Annotated in this window: 16 protein-coding genes and 1 tRNA gene; 9 read left to right on the forward strand and 8 right to left on the reverse strand. The window is 49.8% G+C overall.

Annotation, left to right across the window (positions count from 1 at the left end):
* Positions 1-26: 26 nt before the first annotated feature.
* The 4 genes from AWQ24_RS02445 to AWQ24_RS02460 form a co-directional block, all read right to left on the reverse strand.
* The gene (locus tag AWQ24_RS02445) at positions 27-977 is read right to left on the reverse strand and encodes an alpha-E domain-containing protein (RefSeq protein WP_030007086.1); all 951 of its coding nucleotides are present in this window, start codon (positions 975-977) and stop codon (positions 27-29) included.
* Positions 978-1,049: 72 nt separating this feature from the next.
* Positions 1,050-2,501 carry a circularly permuted type 2 ATP-grasp protein gene (locus tag AWQ24_RS02450; RefSeq protein ID WP_065715913.1) on the reverse strand — a complete coding sequence of 484 codons (1,452 nt, stop codon included), beginning with the start codon at positions 2,499-2,501 and terminating at the stop codon, positions 1,050-1,052.
* Between the two features lie 381 nt (positions 2,502-2,882).
* Complete coding sequence (locus tag AWQ24_RS02455; RefSeq protein WP_065715914.1) at positions 2,883-3,995, reverse strand: sodium-dependent bicarbonate transport family permease; 1,113 nt, start codon at positions 3,993-3,995, stop codon at positions 2,883-2,885.
* Between the two features lie 372 nt (positions 3,996-4,367).
* Positions 4,368-4,610: a hypothetical protein gene (locus AWQ24_RS02460; protein ID WP_030007089.1), complete on the reverse strand. Its 243-nt coding sequence runs from the start codon at positions 4,608-4,610 to the stop codon at positions 4,368-4,370.
* A 687-nt stretch (positions 4,611-5,297) separates the two neighbouring features.
* On the opposite strand from AWQ24_RS02460, the gene AWQ24_RS02470 reads away from it, so the two are divergent.
* A complete protein-coding gene (locus tag AWQ24_RS02470) occupies positions 5,298-5,612 on the forward strand; it encodes a P-II family nitrogen regulator (protein WP_012306104.1) in 315 nt (104 codons plus the stop codon).
* Positions 5,613-5,981: 369 nt separating this feature from the next.
* Positions 5,982-6,377, forward strand: a complete 396-nt coding sequence (locus tag AWQ24_RS02475) for an FHA domain-containing protein (protein ID WP_065715915.1) — start codon at positions 5,982-5,984, stop codon at positions 6,375-6,377.
* Positions 6,378-6,392: 15 nt separating this feature from the next.
* On the opposite strand, the gene AWQ24_RS02480 is transcribed toward AWQ24_RS02475, so the two are convergent.
* Positions 6,393-7,250: a TlyA family RNA methyltransferase gene (locus AWQ24_RS02480; protein ID WP_065715916.1), complete on the reverse strand. Its 858-nt coding sequence runs from the start codon at positions 7,248-7,250 to the stop codon at positions 6,393-6,395.
* A 152-nt stretch (positions 7,251-7,402) separates the two neighbouring features.
* Between AWQ24_RS02480 and AWQ24_RS02485 the strand changes: the two genes are divergently transcribed.
* The 6 genes from AWQ24_RS02485 (at position 7,403) to AWQ24_RS02510 (ending at position 15,617) form a co-directional block, all read left to right on the forward strand.
* Positions 7,403-9,007, forward strand: a complete 1,605-nt coding sequence (locus AWQ24_RS02485; protein ID WP_065715917.1) for an Hsp70 family protein — start codon at positions 7,403-7,405, stop codon at positions 9,005-9,007.
* 85 nt (positions 9,008-9,092) lie between these two features.
* Positions 9,093-10,553: a pitrilysin family protein gene (locus tag AWQ24_RS02490; RefSeq protein ID WP_045441984.1), complete on the forward strand. Its 1,461-nt coding sequence runs from the start codon at positions 9,093-9,095 to the stop codon at positions 10,551-10,553.
* 8 nt (positions 10,554-10,561) lie between these two features.
* A complete protein-coding gene (locus AWQ24_RS02495) occupies positions 10,562-11,668 on the forward strand; it encodes a N2,N2-dimethylguanosine tRNA methyltransferase (protein ID WP_062432204.1) in 1,107 nt (368 codons plus the stop codon).
* Positions 11,669-11,838: 170 nt separating this feature from the next.
* Complete coding sequence (locus tag AWQ24_RS02500) at positions 11,839-12,471, forward strand: VWA domain-containing protein (protein ID WP_012306111.1); 633 nt, start codon at positions 11,839-11,841, stop codon at positions 12,469-12,471.
* Positions 12,472-12,580: 109 nt separating this feature from the next.
* Positions 12,581-12,793, forward strand: coding sequence for a DUF2839 domain-containing protein (locus tag AWQ24_RS02505; RefSeq protein ID WP_065715918.1), 213 nt, complete (start codon positions 12,581-12,583; stop codon positions 12,791-12,793).
* Between the two features lie 298 nt (positions 12,794-13,091).
* The gene (locus tag AWQ24_RS02510) at positions 13,092-15,617 is read left to right on the forward strand and encodes a glycogen/starch/alpha-glucan phosphorylase (protein ID WP_065715919.1); all 2,526 of its coding nucleotides are present in this window, start codon (positions 13,092-13,094) and stop codon (positions 15,615-15,617) included.
* Between the two features lie 95 nt (positions 15,618-15,712).
* Here the strand turns inward: AWQ24_RS02510 and AWQ24_RS02515 are convergent, their stop codons facing one another.
* Complete coding sequence (locus tag AWQ24_RS02515; RefSeq protein ID WP_065715920.1) at positions 15,713-16,201, reverse strand: DUF1499 domain-containing protein; 489 nt, start codon at positions 16,199-16,201, stop codon at positions 15,713-15,715.
* Between the two features lie 84 nt (positions 16,202-16,285).
* Entirely contained in the window at positions 16,286-17,503 is a 1,218-nt protein-coding gene (locus tag AWQ24_RS02520; RefSeq protein WP_065715921.1) for a site-2 protease family protein, read from the reverse strand.
* A gap of 135 nt (positions 17,504-17,638) precedes the next feature.
* Here AWQ24_RS02520 and AWQ24_RS02525 point away from each other — a divergent pair.
* Positions 17,639-17,712 (forward strand) — tRNA-Pro (locus tag AWQ24_RS02525).
* A 104-nt stretch (positions 17,713-17,816) separates the two neighbouring features.
* On the opposite strand, the gene truB is transcribed toward AWQ24_RS02525, so the two are convergent.
* Positions 17,817-18,707: a tRNA pseudouridine(55) synthase TruB gene (gene truB / locus AWQ24_RS02530; protein WP_232318858.1), complete on the reverse strand. Its 891-nt coding sequence runs from the start codon at positions 18,705-18,707 to the stop codon at positions 17,817-17,819.
* Between the last annotated feature and the right edge of the window lie 17 nt (positions 18,708-18,724).

Below are 18,724 nucleotides of genomic sequence, written 5' to 3' on the forward strand. Positions count from 1 at the left end.
CTAAAAAAGTAAACAGTCAATTCAAACTAAACCGCCAGGGGGACAGCGATGAAATCTTCATAAATATCCTGACCAACGCGATTCAATTTACTCTGAAGATCGTCAAGAAATTCATGGAGGCCCTGGTCAAAAATTTCATCCATCGTCATGTAGTCCAACGCAGAACAGAGGCGACCAAGGGAGCGCTCACTAGAGCAACTCCAGCTCCCAACGGGAGTCCCGGCAATGCAATGGAGAGATTTTTGGGCTTCGAGCAACGAAAAACAAATCGACCGGGGAAACTGTGCATCCAAGATCAAAAAGGCGGCTACATTCTCTGGGGTAATCCGATGTTGGCGTTTGCGGTACATCTCGTAGGCACTGGCAGATTTGAGCAGGGCAATCCACTGCAAATTATCTAAAGGACTCCCTACATCCTGCAAAGAAGGCAAGAGGATAAAGTATTTCACATCAAGGATTCGCGCTGTTTTATCTGCCCGCTCCAGGAGACGCCCTAACTGGCCAAAGTGCCAGCCTTCATTGTGGGACATTGTCGCTTCCATAATGCCCGCAAACAGATGACTCCCCATGCGAATGGCAGGATAAAATTGATAACGCTCCTCTAGGGTCATGGGCTGACTCGCGGCCCGTTGTACTGTGTGATAAAGCTCGTTGAGCTGTTCCCACATTTCAGAAGAAATATTGGCCCGGACAGCGTGGGCATTTTCCCGCGCCCGTTTGAGACAGGACACAATTGAACTGGGGTAGTTCTGATCAAAGGTTAAAAATTGCAGGACATTTTCGCTGGTGGCTTCGCCATAGGACTCGCGGAATAGAGCAGAATCTCCTGTGGTGGTGATCAGAGCTTGCCAATAGTTGGTGGTGGTTGTCGTATCCAACAAGAGGGTTAAATTGACCTCCACAAAGCGAGCAACATTTTCGGCCCGTTCGACGTAACGATTGAGCCAATAAATAGAATCAGCAACACGACTCAACATGGTGGATCTTTACTCCTCGAATTTGCTTAGGGATAGGGTGTAGTAGGGAGTTTGCAGTTTGGCGTAATTTTTTTAGGCGGCCTTGGTATTAATCACCCAGGTATCTTTGCTGCCGCCCCCTTGGGATGAGTTAACGACTAGGGAGCCTTGTTTGAGGGCGACACGGGTCAGGCCACCGGGGTTAACATAGGTGCGATCGCCACCGTTGAGGATAAAGGGCCGCAGATCCACGTGACAGCCGACAAATGCGCCATCAATTAGGGTCGGGACTCGCGATAAACATAATGTGGGTTGGGCGATATATTTTCTGGGGTTAGCTTTGATATAGCCTTTAAATTGTTCCCGTTCGGTGGGGCTGGCATGGGGGCCGACCAACATCCCATAGCCCCCGGAGGCATCTGTGGCCTTCACCACAAGCTCGTCTAAATGGTTCAACACATGGGATTGCTGCTGGGGATCTTCACAAAAATAAGTCTCGACATTGGGCAAAATTTGGTCTTCGCCAAGGTAGTAGCGGATCATCTGGGGAACGTAGCCGTAAACCATTTTGTCATCGGCGATCCCTGTTCCTGGCGCGTTGGCGATCGCCACCCGTCCTTGGCGGTAGACTTCCATCAGGCCCGGCACCCCAAGCACCGAATCCGAGCGAAAAACAAACGGGTCTAAAAAGTCATCATCAATGCGCCGATAAATCACATCAATCCGTTGCAATCCCTTGGTGGTGCGCATCTGTAAATAGCCATCCACCACGACCAAATCTCGCCCTTCGACCAACTCACACCCCATTTGCTGGGCGAGGTAAGAATGTTCAAAATAGGCAGAGTTGTAAATGCCTGGTGTCAGCACCACAACGCAGGGATCGGCAATGTGATCGGGGGCCAAATTCATTAACAGATTTAGCAATTGTCCCGGATAGTCATCGACGGGTTGAATCTTTAGGGTATTAAAAAAGCTCGGAAAAAGACTTTTCATCACCCGACGATTTTCGAGAACGTAGGAAACCCCCGACGGACAACGGAGGTTATCTTCGAGGACATACCATTGCCCCTGGCGATCGCGCACCAAATCAGTACCCGTAATGTGACACCATTTGCCCTTGGGGGGTTTGAGGCCAATGCAGGGTTTCAAGTAGCCTGACGCTGATTCCACCACATGGCGCGGAATCACTTGATCCTTGATAATGCGCTGTTCATTGTAAATATCGTCAAGGAAATGATTTAACGCTTCAATGCGCTGTTGTAAGCCTTTTTCGAGCCAGTCCCACTCCGTCTGGGCAATGATCCGGGGAATCACATCAAAGGGAAAAATCCGCTCTGTCCCCTGGTTATCGCTGTAAACATTGAAGGTCACGCCCAACTTGAACAACATATTTTGCGCAGATTTTTGTTGTTGTTCCAGGACGTTGAGGGGGAACTTACCAATATGCTGAATCAACGCCGCAGCGGCTGGTCGTGGTATCCCCTGCTCCGCAAAAAGCTCATCATAAAAATCTCCGGGGTTGTAACCTTCTAGACTATTTACCATGCCATTACCCTCGAACCTGCTGTGAAGTGGGGCCAAAGATCAAGCTACAGTTCAGGCGATCGCCAAACAGACCACTGCCTTCTGTGCTTCAATCGTCCCAGCTAGCTAGATGTATCAAGCATTGAGCGACTGAAGCTGTAACAAGTCATACAGCTACCAAAGACTTCACAAAAATCAAGCTTCCCAAAAGACACCCTTCTCGCTCGCTTAAACCCTAGTGGAATCTCCTCTGAAGCCAAAACTTTGACCCCTGCAACAAAAAAAGCCGAGGCTAAACCTCGACTTGCTAGTGTTTATTTTTTGCGATCGCCCGACGATTGACCGGAGACAATGCAGACCATGATCGAAATTCTGGATTATTTGACGATGACCGATTTTAGATCAGCCACCCATAATTGCTTGGGCAAGACCAATATAGAGAGGAATGCCGATGGCGATCGCCACAGGAGTACCGATGGCCGTAGACGAACCGATGTAAGCAGAAGGGTTGGCAGACGGAATCCCAGCCCGTAAAGTAGGTGGCCCGGAGATGTCCGAACTAGAGGCCGCAATAATCGCTAAGAGGGCAACACCACCAGGACTGAACCCTGTAACATAGTGGGCGATCATGCCGAGACCGAAGGCAATAAACCCATGGAGTAGCGGCGCAATAAACGCATAGACAGCGTACCATTGAGCAACTTTGCGCAGTTCCCCAAGCCTAGACCAAGCTTCCATCCCCATCACCAGCATCAAAATCGAAAGGAAACCACGGAAGAGGGGCTCATAGAAACTTTCAAAGACACTTTCCGGCCGAGTCAATAAACCGAGAGCAAGACCAAGCAACAATGCTGATAGGGCAGAACCCTGGAGACTTTCCTTAACAATGGGCCAAATTTCAACCCGATTAGTAGCCTTACCACGCTTTTGACCCAGATATTCCTGCCTCGTGGTGGGATAAACGGGTTCACCAGAATATTCACCAGCGACAACGGGTTGTTTGCTGAAATCATCGGCTTCAACCTCGCGCTGCTTGCTCTTATAAAGACTGGCTACAACAATCGCTGTCACCAGGGCGGGAATATCCATAAAAGGATAAAGTGCCGCTGCCCAAGGTTCGTAGAAAACACCTTGCCCTTCCATAACCGTGATTCCAGCAGCAAGGGTCGAACCACTCACTGCCCCAAACAAGCCGGCAGTTGCCACTGCATCTACGGTCCTAATACCTGGCAGCTTTGCTAAGGTAAAACGCCCAATAAAAACGATCAGAATGCCCATGAGCACAGCAAATAACGCAGGCAAGAGCATCTCCGTGATATTGGCATTACGAATCGCAATACCGCCGCTCAAACCGACTTTGATGAGCAGCATAAAAACGATGAACTTATACACTGCATCGGGGATTGTAAGTCGGCTACCGAAGGCGGCAATGACAATACCGCCAATTAAAAAGCCGAGCGTCGGGGACTGCAACTGCGACCCAAATTTCGTCAAAAAATCGGACAAAAAATCCACTAATACCTCCTTCCGCTTCCTCCCATGAAGAGCGGTAATTGTGAGCTTTGAATAGTAAGGCTGCAGAGCTTCACACCTACAGCGCGGGTACGATGCGAAAATCTGTTATCGGGCTTTTATAGATTTAGCTCTATTAACACCCAAATTTCTATGTGCTTAAGTCTATCTTGAATTGCGCAGATTTTTACGTTTTTCAGCCTGGATTTGATACGCAATGTCAAATTTAATTCATAAGTTTTTCTTTTCTATTGTCTTCATTGCTCCTAGTTAAGGTGAATGGTGTTCAAGTAAATGGCGATCGCCTATTGTTCGTGCAACCAAGCTATCCCTTGATTTATTTCTCGCTGTATTGAGTGCCTCCAAGGGGAGAATTTAGTCCACTTGCAAAGCAGGAGACTGTTCCGGTGCAGGACTTTCTAAAGGGGGACTGTAAGGGGCAATGTTCACCCAGATAACAGAAAGCAGTAAACCAACCCCACAACCGATCAAAAACATCCAACCGTGGGAAGGCTCTAAAACGCAAAGTAAGCGGCGGTCACTACCATACACTTGCACTACCCACCCCTCATCTGCATTTAAGGTGGGTTGCGATGGTCTCGCGTCAAATTTTTTCATTGCTTTTTACTCCATGCTGTTTGTATGTATTTCCGAACAATCACGTGCCCGTTTAAAACAGAGAACGTAGCCAACAACCACCAATGCAATATCCATGGCGACTTTAAGTTGAATTTTTTAAATAGTTGAGTAAGCCCAATCCATAGAAATAAGCCTATGGATTGAGTGAATGCCATGTTTTTTAGTCTATACAATGCCGGGTCAACAAGTGGCCTTTTTTGTTAAAAATCGCCTTAAACTTGCTGAATCTTTTGATAACCCAAGCTTATGAATCGAATCTAAATGGCCATGCTATGCGTAACTTTCCTAGATCTGTATCCGTGGATTAGATCAACTTACGAGGCCAACATCCGTTAGAAAAATATCTGCTGTGACGAGGGTGATTCTCAAGGGCTGGCTTGTCGTTAGACGATGAATTAGGATTTGACGGGTTCCATTGCAAACAGCGTTCAAACCAGTGATTAAAAGGCGATCGCGGCACTAAAGGGATAAGCGTTTTTTATAAAATGCTTCGATTAATCTAAATCAATCCTTTCCAATAGAGGGTATCCTTTGGCATAGACTTAAAGATATGGTTTAAGACAAAACCATAGAGTCTTGTCTTTGATTGTCGCAACCCATATTTTTAATAGAAAAGCGACAATTTTTTTCGACTCGCCATACATCACGCGTCAAGAGGAACCCCCCATGACTCAGCAAGCCATTAAGCTCGTCATCGTTACAGAAAAATTATTACTCAAAAAAATCGCCAAAATTATCGATGGTGTTGGAGCAACCGGTTACACGGTGGTGCCCGCCGGCGGTAAAGGGAGCCGCAACGTGCGCTCATCGGGACAGCCCAACGTCTCTGACACTTCCTCGAATGTAAAAATTGAGGTACTGACCGCTAGTCGAGAGATGGCTCTAAAGATTTCGGATGAGGTTGCCGCCCAGTTTTTCGATGACTATTCAGGGATCACTTACATCTGTGACGCGGAGGTACTGTATGCGCACAAATTTTAGGCTGACTTCCCAAGTGCTGAATATTGCAGAAAACCCTGTCAGTCATAGCTAATCGTTCCCTCATCAAACGTCATCACCACAGTCAAGCCCTCTACAGCGACGGATAGCAGCAGTGCTCCACACAGCCGTAGGGGGTTTTTTAATACCAAGGATCAAGTGTGGTGTTTTTTCTTTGATTTTCTTGATCTCATCAGTGTTACGGACATCAAATTTTCTGAGATCATCTTGGGCGAGGAAAGATAATCTAATCGGTAAGTTCGACTACCCTTAAGGGTAAAATAGGGTCAAAAGTCTTTATTTCACGAGCCGCATCTCTAAAATTTTCGTTTTTTCTAGTGCCGTGCCCCATCCGCAAACCCTTGTTAATCCGTGATTATTCTGACCTTACTTCATCCCATCCAAGCTACTCCGATGCAAAATTGGTCTTTTGAGACCGAAACCACGATCAGTATTGGCCGTTCAACTGATAATGATGTGGTTCTCTACAGTGCAGTGGTTTCTCGCCACCATGTTGAACTGCGACTAGAGGGAGAAGAATGGTCCATTGTTAATCTTGGCACCAACGGCACCTACATCGAGGATCAACGGGTTGAACAATGTGTGGCTAAGGATGGTCTCGTGTTCCGCTTGGCAACCTCTGGGCCAAAAATTCTTGTGCGCATTCAAGGGAAACAACTCAGTGAAGGGGAGGCGGCAAGCAAGGAGCAACGCTTGAGAAAATCGTCTAACCCAGATCCGTCCCGGGAAACTTTCGCGCAATTTTAACGCGTGATTTTAAGTTTATTCTTTAGTATTTTCAGTTGTCTGCTCGTCTGAATTGGCTGGTTTACTGAGGGTGGCGATCGCCGTTTTGGTGAGCTGTTTTAGAGCCTCTAAATCGAGGTTAATTTGGGGAGTATCTGTACTTAACCACAGCAGATATTCCACATTTCCGGCGGGGCCAGTGATCGGCGAATAGGTCAGCCCTTGGGGGTGCCAACCCAGTTGTTGGGCGGCTTCTAGTACCGAAAAGATTGCTTGGGCCTGGGCTTGGGGATCGCGGACAACGCCATTTTTTCCCACCTGGGCGCGTCCCACTTCAAATTGGGGTTTAACCAACAGGATCACTTCCTTCGGCTCATCCAGAAGGCTCCAGAGGGTGGGCAAAACCTTCGTCAAGGAAATAAAAGATAAATCCATCACCCCTAGGGTCGGTTTTTTTGTACTTTCTGGGTAGAGATCAGCCGGGGTCACATGGCGAAAATTGGTGCGCTCCCGGAGGATCAGCCGTGGATCTTGGCGGATCTTCCAGGCGACTTGGCCATAACCCACATCAATGCCATAGACCTGTTGGGCACCGGCTTGTAAGAGGCAGTCGGTAAAGCCACCGGTGGAAATCCCGCCATCTAGACAAATGCGATCTTTGACTGTGATTTGAAAGTGGGCGATCGCCTTCGCTAGTTTTTCGCCACCCCGGGACACAAAGGGGGGTTTCGCCTGGACTTCAATGTCCACATCCGCAGGAACCAAAGTGCCTGGTTTATCCACAATCTGCTGTTTTACTTTGACTTCTCCGGCCCGGATTACCCGTTGGGCCTGTTGCCGAGACTCGCACAGTTTACGCTCCACCAACAGGAGGTCTAATCGTTGTTTGGCCAAAGTTTTTCTTCCCCAATGCCACCGCTGCTGTTTTAGTCTACTGGGTGTCTGGTGCTTTCGGGAATGATTGGGTCAGGGCGACCGGAAACCGTCGAACTCGATACAATACAAAAATTGTCCAGTTTAGCTTTCAAGAAAATCACGAAATCATTATGGCGATCGCAGTGGATTTTGGGACAAGCAATACCCTAGTGACCCGGTGGAATGCCGCCAAAGGGGCACCGGAAATTCTGAAGCTCGACGGCCTCTCTCAGCAGCTTGCGCCAAATCCGCCGCTAATCCCCAGTTTGCTATACATCGAAGATGCTTCTAAACAAAAGGTTGTCGTCGGTCAGGCCATTGGCGATCGCGGTTTAGATCGCGGCCCCGATCCCCGCTATTTTTGTAACTTTAAACGGGGCATTGGCACCGCAATCCAAGGCTTTTTACCGGAACTAGATGGTGAAAAGATCACCTTCGAGAAAATGGGGGAATATTTCCTCAACGGCATTTTTGCCCAACTCAAAGCCCAGGGAGAATCCCTTGATAGCCTCGTTTTGACCGTGCCCGTCGATAGCTTTGAAGCCTATCGGAGCTGGCTGAGTCGGCTTTGCGAACAGTTGCCGGAACTAGAAAAAATTCAGCTTTTAGATGAACCCACCGCCGCTGCCTTGGGCTATGGGGCCTTGGCTGAAGATTTGAAACGAATTCTCGTGGTGGATTTTGGTGGGGGCACCGTGGACTTTTCCCTGGTGGATCTGAATCTCGCCCAGGGCCAAACTAAACCGACGGGCTTTATTTTGAAGTGGGGTCGCAAATCCTTTGCTGACAGCAAAACCCAAAAGGTCAAAACCGCAAAAGTGCTGGCAAAAGCAGGTAAAAATCTCGGTGGTTCGGACTTAGATAATTGGCTCTTTGAATATTTCCAGACCCAACAAAACCTCCCCCAGGATGCCCTGAGTTTGCGTTTAGTTGAACGGTTGAAAATTGCCCTCTCCCAAAAGACTAAGGCGACGGAGATTTATTACAATGACCAAACCTTTGAAAGCTATGAGTTAAGCCTCAGTCGGTCGGCCTTTGAGGAGATTTTAGAAACTCAAGGATTCATTGCTCAACTCGATGATTTGCTGGCCCAGGTCTTGCAACAGGCCCGCCGTAACGGCGTCGGCAAAGAGGACATTGAAGCGGTACTGTTGGTGGGAGGCACAAGCCAAATTCCCCTAGTGCAAAGCTGGCTAGAGGGTTATTTCCCCACGGAAAAAATCAAACGGGATAATCCTTTTGGGGCGATCGCCTGTGGGGCGTTGCAGTTGGCCCAGGGGTTTGAACTCAAAGATTTTCTCTACCACAGCTACGGGATTCGCTATTGGAACCGCCGCCAGAACCGCCACGATTGGCAACCGATTATCAATCAAGGGCAGCCCTACCCGATGACAGAACCCTTGGAAATTACCCTGGGGGCGTCGATGGATCAACAGCCTAGTATCGAACTGATCATTGGCGAACTCGGCGAGCAAAGCAGCGGCACGGAGGTTTATTTCGATGGCGATCGCCTCGTGACCCAACAACTGGGAGCTAGCCAAACCAACGTTAAACCCCTCAACGACCGAGAGGGGGCGCGCACCATTGCCAAGCTCGACCCCGTGGGCTATCCCGGCACCGACCGCATTAAGTTGCAATTTCTCGTCGATGGCGATCGCACCTTGCGGGTTACCGTCGAGGATCTACTGCGCAATGTCACCCTCATTGAAAACCAAAAAGTTGCCGAGCTGAGTTAGCTGCCCATCCCCAGGACAGCCCTGCTAAAATCCATAGAAGCCCTTCAATCTCACAAAATCGATGAAAAATCCCCAACTCAAAAAGATGCGTCTCCTGGTCTCGAAATTATACCGACGCGGTTGGACTTTATTTTTTGTCGGTTTAGTGACGGTACAACTGCTCCCCAGTCCGGCGATCGCCCTCACCCCCAAAGATTACAGTGAGTTAGAATTTCCTCCCCTACCCGAAATCACCCTCCCCGATTACGAACGCTACGAACTAGAAAACGGGATGGTGGTCTATCTCATGGAAGATCACACGCTGCCCTTGGTGGGGGGATCTATGGTGATTCGCACTGGCTCCCGCCTGGAACCCGCAGACAAAGTGGGCCTCGGCAGTATCACAGGCACCGTGATGCGCAGTGGGGGCACCCTCAAACATCCCGCTGACACCTTAAATAACATCCTTGAACAACGGGCTGCCAGCATTGAGACCAGCATCGGGGAAGCTTCTGGTAGTGCTTCTTTTAGTGCCCTCAAAGAAGATTTTGCACTCGTCTTTGATCTATTTGCCGAAGTGCTCCAGCAACCTGCTTTCCCCCAGGACAAACTCGATCTCGCGAAACGACAAACCGCCGGAGGTATTGCCCGCCGTAACGATGAACCCGATGCGATCGCCGCCCGGGAATTTGACAAACTGATTTACGGTGCCGATAGTCCCTACGCCCGCACCGTCGAATATGCCACCCTCGATAACATTGACCGGGTCGATTTATTTAACTTCTACCGCAGCTATATCCGCCCTGACCAAATGATCCTCGGCATTGTCGGTGACATCGACGTAGAAGCCACCAAAGCAAAAATTGCCGCTAAATTCGGCCCCTGGCGTAACCCCAGTCCCAGTCCTGACCTTGCTCCACCCGCTGTCACCCAACCCGCCCAAAGTGGCGCTTTCCTCGTTGATCAATCCCAACTGACCCAAAGCAGCATTTTGATCGGCCACCAGGGGGGACAATTGAGTAACCCTGATTATCCAGAACTCTCTGTGATGAATGGTGTGATTAATGGCTTTGGGGGGCGGCTTTTTAACGAAATTCGCTCCCGCCAGGGCCTCGCCTATTCTGTATATGGCGTGTGGAGTCCCCGTTATGACTACGACGGTCAATTTATCGCCGGGGGATCGACCCGTACCGAGGCGACGGTGCCCTTTATCACGGCCATGAAAGGGGAAATCAAGCGACTACAAACGGAACTGATTACCCCCGCCGAACTCGCCTATGCCAAGGATTCGATTCTGAATTCCTTTGTCTTTAATTTTGAAGATCCAGGTCAAACCCTGTCTCGCCTCATGCGCTACGAGTACTATGGCTACCCGGAAGATTTTATTTTCCAGTACCAACGGGAAGTGGAAGCAACCACCATTGAAGATGTACAACGGGTGGCCCAAACCTACCTCAAACCGGAACAACTAACGGTGTTGGTGGTGGGCAATGCCGCCGCCATGGATCCTCCCCTAAGCAGTCTGTTTGAGACGATTAAACCTGTTGACATCACCATCCCTGAGTAGGTGGCGTTGTGGTGCAACTGGTTGAAGAGCGGTCGATACAATTTCAGGTAGATGGGGGATTCTACCGGGCCCACAGCCGCATTGTGCGAGATTTAGGGGTATTAGCGGCGGCAGTCTATCGGCAAAATCAAGGGCAATTGCGGGTTCTAGATGGCCTATCAGCGACGGGGGTGCGATCGCTCCGATACTACCAAGAAGCCCAAGCCGATTGGGTCTGGGCCAATGAAGGAAACCCAGATCTCCTGGAGACATTGACCACGAATTTGCGGCGAATTCCCGCGGCCCAACGGTGCATTAGTGTGCTTTCCCTGCGGCAGCTTTGTTTGGAACGGTCTTTAATGGGCGATCGCTATGATCTGGTTGATTTTGATGCCTTCGGGTCTGGGTCAGCCTTCGTCCAGGATGCCCTCACCGTGACGACCCTGGGCGGATTGATGTATCTGACCAGCACCGATGGTCGAACCTACAGCGGTCGGGAACCCCAGCGAGCCTTGCGGCAATATGGAGCCTATGGGCGATCGCATCCCGCCGTCCAGGAACAGGGCCTACGCCTCTTGTTAGGGAGCCTCGCCCAACAGGCAGCCCAGCGAAATTTCGGCATTGAGCCAATTTTTTCGTTGTTTTGGGGAGATACTTGCCGGATTATGGCCCGTTTGACCCGTAAACCTACCCTCACGGAGACAAACTACGGCTTCCTCGGCTATTGTCACCACTGCGGCACCTATGGCCTACCGACATGGCGTAAACTCTCCCAGGCGACCTGTGCCCATGACGATTTGCCCTTAACCCTCAGTGGCCCGATGTGGTTAGGCAAGCTGCACCACCCGGATTATTTACGGCAAATGTTAGCGATCGCCCAACGCTGGCACTGGCAGGATGTGGTCAAGGTTCTAGAAACGATGGCCTTAGAAAATGATTTACCCCCCTATTTTTTCCCTTTAAAAGAGATTGGTGCCCGGGCCAAAATCGATCTGCCGAAATTAGATTCGCTACTGAATAGTCTCCAGGCGCAAGGTTTCCAAGCCAGTCGCACCCACATTAATCCCCAAGCGCTGAAAACCGATGCGCCAATGGAAAAAATTAAGGCGATCGCCACCCAGTTAGGCGCATCTTAAATTGTCGTTTAACCTTGTAATCTTTAACTCAGTGTCTGGAAGATGTCACCCAAACTTTATTTGTTGTGAAATGTCCAAAAACTATTGTTACTGAGCCCGTTTTTTCTGGAGAAATTCGCTAGGCTAAAGCAGGGGGAACCCCAAAACCCCACCTGTGACGGAGAAGGCCCATGGTAGATCTTGCAGAAATTTCTTTAGTCGAAAATCGCGACTATACCCTCATCATCGATAAAAGTGGCAGTATGTACACCTGCGATCTGCCCACCTCTGACAAAACCCGCTGGGATGCAGCCCAAGACTCTACCCTTGCCCTTGCCCAAACCTGCGAAAAAATTGACCCCGATGGCATTACGGTCTACTTGTTTTCCGGGCGATTCCGGCGTTACGACAATGTCACTGCCGATAAAGTGACCCAAGTTTACGCTGAAAATGAGCCCATGGGACGGACGGACTTGGCGGCAGTTTTGCAAGATGCCCTCGATAACTATTTCCAACGGAAAGAACGAGGGGAAGCCAAACCCAACGGTGAAACATTTTTGGTGATTACCGATGGGGAGCCGGACGACAGTAAAGCCGTGATGCGGGTGATTATCGATGCCGCCAATAAAATTGAGCGGGATGAAGAAATCGGGATCTCGCTGATTCAAGTGGGCCAAGATCGTAAGGCTAAGGCCTATCTCAAAGCCCTCGATGATCAACTAGGTCAGGCTGGGGCGAAGTTTGATATTGTCGATACCATCACCATCGATGAAATGACGGCCATGTCTCTCCCGGAAGTGCTGCTGAAGGCCTTAATTGATTAAGTTGCTTTAAATTGGTTGCCATAAGGGCGATCGCCGAGGGCCACTTTGATATGATGGCGATCGCAGTACCCACAATGCAAGCCATTCAAACAGTTAGGACAAAAAAACAATGGGAGAAGCAAAGCGCCGCAAGAAATCCATGGAGGAAAACTATGGTAAAGAACAGCGCATTTACCCCTGGTTACCCCTCACCAAAACCCAAGCAGAACAAGCTTATAATCTGACCACCAAAGGTGCCTGGATTGGCATTGGTCTCATGGTTGTACTGTGGCTTACCGTGCGAATTATTGGCCCTGGCTTCGGTTGGTGGGCCGTTGACTAAAAGCAAAGGACGCTTTACAACATCCGTTCTCCAGAACATTTCGACATCTTTCGCTAAAGAAATTCATAAGTCCTGATAATGTCATGTTCTATTAACGATTCTTTTGCATGATTATGAGGACAGACTGCAAAATAGCAGTACAACGGTGGGCCGTAGCAGTACAGAAATTTTCACCATTGACCATTAATTAAAATCATTGACTGAATCATGCGCGTTGTCAGACTACGGGAACGTCCCTACCACTGCAATGCTACAAACCCGCGACCCTCGTTTATTTTGTTAGGAGTGATAACTTACTGTGCAAACACAACCTTCTACCTCTGCGACTAATGCCCATGGCCTCCCTTCCCTTGGGGGGAGTGGCGATCGCACGGGGATGGACAAAGAAAGTCTCCGCCGTGCATTTTTCGATCACCTTTTCTATTCCGCCGGAAGTGATAAAGATGCGGCCCAACAACGCGATTATTACGTTGCGCTTGCAAATGTTGTCCGCGATCGCCTTTTAGAACGGTGGAAACAAACTGAGCAAACTTACCTCAACACGGGTGCAAAAACGGTTTGCTACCTTTCCGCAGAATTTTTGATGGGACGGTACCTGGGCAACAACCTCATCAGCCTCGGAATCTACGAAACCGTCGCCGAAATGCTCGCCGAAAGCAACATTAAACTCGAAGATATTCTCGAAGAAGAAGTTGATCCTGGTTTAGGGAATGGCGGCCTGGGTCGTCTCGCCGCTTGCTTTTTAGATTCCCTGGCCTGTCTCGAAATTCCAGCCATTGGTTACGGGATTCGCTACGAATTTGGCATTTTCCACCAATACATCCGCAACGGTTGGCAAGTGGAAGTGCCCGATAAATGGCTCCGTAACGGTAATCCTTGGGAAATTTGTCGCCAAGCTGAGGCCCTGGAAATTCCCTTTGGGGGCCACACTGAGATTTACCACTGCGATAAGGGTTACCCCTGTGCTGTCTGGGTACCAGCCCGCCGCGTTAAAGCAGTGCCCTACGATACCCCAGTTCCGGGCTATAGCAATAACACCGTTAATGTTCTCCGTCTTTGGAGTGCGATGGCAGCGGAAGATGAAGGCTTTAACTTCGAGGCCTTTAATGCCGGGGATTATGACGGAGCGGTCGCCAACCAGATTTCTTCGGAAAATATTTCTAAGGTGCTCTATCCCAACGACAACACCCCCCAGGGACGTCAACTGCGCCTAGAACAGCAATTTTTCTTTGTGTCCGCTTCCTTGCAGGATATGATCCGGGCGCACCTGAAGAAACAGCCCAATCTGGATAATTTCTTCGATTTCTACACCGTTCAACTCAACGATACCCACCCGGCGATCGCCGTTGCCGAGTTGATGCGCCTCTTCATTGATGAACATAGTCTCCCCTGGGATCGGGCTTGGTATATCACCCAAAAAACCCTTGCCTATACCAACCACACCCTGATGCCCGAAGCCCTCGAGCGTTGGCCCGTGGAGATGTTCGAGCAGCTACTGCCCCGTCACCTAGAGATCATTTACGAAATTAATTTCCGGTTTATTGAAAATCTCAAAACCTGGTACGCCGACCACGATGATCTCGATGCTCTCATTCAAGAGCTGTCCATCATCGAGGAATATCCCCAAAAATCGATCCGGATGGCGAACCTGGCCTGCGTCGGCAGCCATGCGATTAATGGGGTTGCTGCCCTCCACACGGAACTCTTGAAATCCGACACCCTCAAGGGATTTGCTCGGATCTGGCCGGAGAAATTCTACAACAAAACCAATGGCGTTACCCCCCGTCGTTGGATTCGCCAATGCAATCCTAAACTTGCAAATCTGATCTCTAGCAAAATCGGCACTGGCTGGATTAAAAACCTAGAACAGGTGCAACGCATCGAAGAATTTGTGGATGATCCAGAGTTCCGTCGTCAGTGGCGCGAAATCAAGCATCAAAATAAAGTCAAGCTGGCCAGTTACATTGAGCATCACAACGGTATTGAGATTAATCCTGACTCAATTTTCGATATCCAAGTGAAGCGCATCCACGAATACAAACGCCAACTGCTAGATGTATTGTTTATCATCACCCTCTACAACCGCATTAAGCATAATCCGGCGATTAATATGGTGCCCCGGACAATGATCTTCGGTGGTAAAGCTGCACCGGGCTATTTCATGGCGAAATTGATCATTAAATTGGTGAATGCTGTGGCAGAAGTGGTCAATAATGATCCCGATACCCACAATCGCCTCAAGGTGGTCTTTATGGAGAACTTTAATGTCTCCCTCGGCCAGAAAATCTATCCGGCAGCAGACCTCTCGGAACAAATTTCTACTGCGGGGAAAGAAGCCTCTGGAACTGGCAACATGAAGTTTGCGATGAATGGTGCTCTGACCATTGGGACGCTGGACGGAGCAAATATCGAAATTCGTGAGGAGGTGGGAGCCGATAATTTCTTCCTCTTTGGTCTCACGGCGGAAGAAGTTTCCCATCTCAAGGCTAGTGGCTATGACCCGCTGCATTATTACAACAATAATGCGGAACTCAAAGGCGTCATTGACCGGATTGCCCGTGGTGATTTCTCCCATGGGGACACGGAGATGTTTAAACCGATTGTGGATTCTCTGTTGTACAACGATCAATATGTGTTGTTGGCGGATTATGAATCCTACGTTGAACGTCAACAGGATGTGGCTAATGCCTATACAGAGACGGAACGGTGGACACGGATGTCGATCCTAAATGCGGCACGGGTAGGCAGATTCTCTTCTGACCGCACCATCGATGAATATGTCAAAGAAATCTGGTGTGCTAAACCTGTTTCAGTCAAGCTGTAGATTTTTAACGGCGATCACCTGTTCGATGGCAACTGAAAAAATCGTCTAAGCAAGCAAGTGGGTCACGATGGCGGCCCACTTTTTTCGTGCTCACATTAAGAATTTTGGGCAATGCCTAAATCCTGGAGGGCGAGGCGAATTTGTTCGAGGCGGCGACGGTTAACGCCCAGGTCTGATTCCCCCAGACGGGAGGCTGAACGCATTTGAATCACTGGTTCTGTTTCTGGAAAGTAAAATTCCACATCATCTACAAAGCCAAATAAACGACTACTGGATTCGGCCCGGAGATAATTTTCTGTTTTGGTGATGATTTCTGTGCGGGGGACAACTCCTAAAACCTGAACAACGGCTTGGTAGGCCTGTTGGCGATCGCCGGCGTAGGGAATCGGCGCAATTTGATGTTCCCCATCACCGCCTTGGCTCACCACACAATTAGGCGTACTAGGACAGGGCGCGAGGTGTCCGGCTTCGACGCCTAAATCCGTTGGTCGTTCGCCGGCAAAGGGGGAAGCGGCAAAACTTGACAGTGGCGATACAGCCCAGAGGCAGAGAGCAAGGCAAAGAATCAAAAAACGGCTCAGCATCTTAGAAGAATTTTTAGAACAACATCCCCTATGCTAGACAAAATCCAGGCATGCCGTTGGGTTCATGGCCATTGCGTTGATCTTTCAACTTTCAGAGGGTTGCAGTTGTTGGGCGATTTCCACGAGGGGAAAACCATTGGGATAGACCCGCTCACTGCGAATCCGTTGGAGTTCCTGGGCGGGCAAGTTGATGTTGTATTCCTTGGCGATCGCCTGGACGATTTGCGCGCGGTCGATGATCCCCGCCACAGCCCCCGCCGGAGAAAGCACGGTGATAAAGGGTTCTTCGAGGGTTTCGAGGGCACAGATCACCGTGGCGAGGTTGTCCTGTTCAGTGACGGAAGGAATTTTGTCTAGGGGGATGGCGATCGCCATGAGTTCCAACTGATCCCACTGGCTACGCTCAAGGCGGTGAAGACTCTTGGGTCGAATTAAGCCCCGGTAGCGACCTTCGGAACTAGCATAGGTGGGGCGAGTGGGATGGGGCGACAGCACAAGGTACTGTTCAGCAAATTCCCGTAGAGACAAATGGGCATTAACTACCCGAAATTCGCGGCCCATGGTTGTTTCGGCGGTCAGGGTCAAAAGAAGATTTTGGAGATCGCTCAAGCGTTCGTAGGCATCGGCATTACGCAATACAAACCAGCCAATCAGCGCCAACCATAATCCCCCTAATTCACCGACCAACAACACCGCCAATAGCCCAAAGGCGATCGCCACTGTGCCTAATAGTTTTCCACTGGCAGCGGCATAACGAATTCCCTTGAGGCGATCGCCCGTCCATTGCCAAACGATGGCCTTAAACATTTGCCCTCCATCCAAAGGCAGCCCCGGAATTAAGTTAAACAACGCCAAGACCAAATTTAACCGAGCCAGATCCCGCACCAAAAAAGTACCCGCGCCGCCGAGGGGAGCATATTGCCACAGTACCCAAAACAAACCAAATAACGTAAAACTTACCAATGGCCCGGCGATCGCCACCGCAAAGGCCGCCAAGGGGGTTTGGGACTCGCGGTCGATGGAAGCCACCCCCCCAAAGAGAAAGAGGGTGATTGATTTGACGCTGATTCCCTGGGATTTAGCCACGAGGCTATGGCCCAATTCGTGGAGTAATACGGAGCCAAACAACAATAATGCCATGGCGAAACCCAGCCCCACAGCCACTAGGGGAGATTGCACAAACCCCTGTCCGAGGACGTCATTGGCATCCACCGCCGTGATGAGAACTAAAATTACAAACCAAGAGCGATCTAGATATAACGGAATCCCAAACAGCGATCCCACTTGCCAGTTTTTTTGCATAGCACGCACAAGACCAATTGGCGACGATGGTGAGGGTCACTGTGATCATAGCAACTTTAGGCGATCGCCTTTTTTCGGGACAAAAGTCTTGTCATTTCCCAAAACATCCCCTAGAATGTAATACTGTTGACAAAACGGGACGTAGCGCAGCTTGGTAGCGCACCACTTTGGGGTAGTGGGGGTCGTGGGTTCAAATCCCGCCGTTCCGATACGAAAAAAATCTAATCATCACCCTCGAAAGACCTCTGGATGATCCGGAGGTTTTTTTCGTTTCTGGAAATCGTTTTTGGGAAAAGAAATCACAGGCGATCGCCTAGCGACCGATTAAGACTACTAGCCCCGCCAAAACCCGTTCATGCGGATTATCTTTACTGGGACGAAACTCACCCACACCGAGACAGTTATGGGCCTGATCATAGACAGCCAGAGGTTCCCCCAGGGGATCAGCCAAGGCCACATCCCAACTAATTTTTTGCCCATAACTCCACTGGGTTACTTGGGCTTCATTCAAAACGACGGCTGGCAAATGGGCCAAAGCTTGATCCGGTGCGAGGCAAGCAAATACTCCCGTTTCCCGCTGGGCGGCAATGTCTTCTAGGCGAATACTCTCCTCTAGGTCAAAACCGCCACTGCGAGTCCGCGTTAAACCCGCTAAGGTGGCCCCGACCCCCAACCGTTCACCGAGATCCCTGGCGATCGCCCGAATGTAAGTCCCTTCCCCACAGCAAATCTCTAGGGTTAGCTCCGGGAAATCCCCCGGTTGCCACGCCTTAATTTGCAAGTCGTAAATTTCCACCAAGCGACTAGGCACATCCACCGCAATGCCTTGGCGAGCCAACTCATATAAGCGTTTACCATCCCGCTGGATCGCGCTAAAGGCTGGGGGAATTTGGGTGATAGTACCGAAAAAGTCCGGTAAAACCCGTTGAATCTCCGCCAAAGTTAGGGCGTTACAGGCTTTTTGGGTGATTACTTCCCCTTCTAGGTCGTCTGTGGTTGTCTTGACCCCAAAGCGGACAATCCCTTGATAACTTTTTTGTTTCGGCAAATATTGCAAAAGACGCGTTGCCTTACCCACCGCAACAGGCAAAACCCCCGTAGCCATTGGATCAAGGGTACCGCCATGGCCAATCTTTTTGAGGCCCAGGAGCCGCCGCAGTTTCCCGACACAATCATGGGAAGTCCAGCCAGCCGGTTTTTGCAAGTTAATAAAGCCCCACC

The organism is Picosynechococcus sp. PCC 8807 (assembly GCF_001693295.1).
In the GTDB taxonomy this organism is placed as follows: domain Bacteria; phylum Cyanobacteriota; class Cyanobacteriia; order Cyanobacteriales; family MRBY01; genus MRBY01.

What these genes read in the sequence shown, in the direction of transcription:
- AWQ24_RS02445 (WP_030007086.1), bottom strand. Translation starts at nt 977, where the DNA reads ATGTTGAGTCGTGTTGCTGATTCTATTTATTGGCTCAATCGTTACGTC.
- AWQ24_RS02450 (WP_065715913.1), bottom strand. Translation starts at nt 2,501, where the DNA reads ATGGTAAATAGTCTAGAAGGTTACAACCCCGGAGATTTTTATGATGAG.
- AWQ24_RS02460 (WP_030007089.1), bottom strand. Translation starts at nt 4,610, where the DNA reads ATGAAAAAATTTGACGCGAGACCATCGCAACCCACCTTAAATGCAGAT.
- AWQ24_RS02470 (WP_012306104.1), top strand. Translation starts at nt 5,298, where the DNA reads ATGACTCAGCAAGCCATTAAGCTCGTCATCGTTACAGAAAAATTATTA.
- AWQ24_RS02485 (WP_065715917.1), top strand. Translation starts at nt 7,403, where the DNA reads ATGGCGATCGCAGTGGATTTTGGGACAAGCAATACCCTAGTGACCCGG.
- AWQ24_RS02490 (WP_045441984.1), top strand. Translation starts at nt 9,093, where the DNA reads ATGCGTCTCCTGGTCTCGAAATTATACCGACGCGGTTGGACTTTATTT.
- AWQ24_RS02500 (WP_012306111.1), top strand. Translation starts at nt 11,839, where the DNA reads ATGGTAGATCTTGCAGAAATTTCTTTAGTCGAAAATCGCGACTATACC.
- AWQ24_RS02505 (WP_065715918.1), top strand. Translation starts at nt 12,581, where the DNA reads ATGGGAGAAGCAAAGCGCCGCAAGAAATCCATGGAGGAAAACTATGGT.
- AWQ24_RS02515 (WP_065715920.1), bottom strand. Translation starts at nt 16,201, where the DNA reads ATGCTGAGCCGTTTTTTGATTCTTTGCCTTGCTCTCTGCCTCTGGGCT.
- AWQ24_RS02520 (WP_065715921.1), bottom strand. Translation starts at nt 17,503, where the DNA reads ATGCAAAAAAACTGGCAAGTGGGATCGCTGTTTGGGATTCCGTTATAT.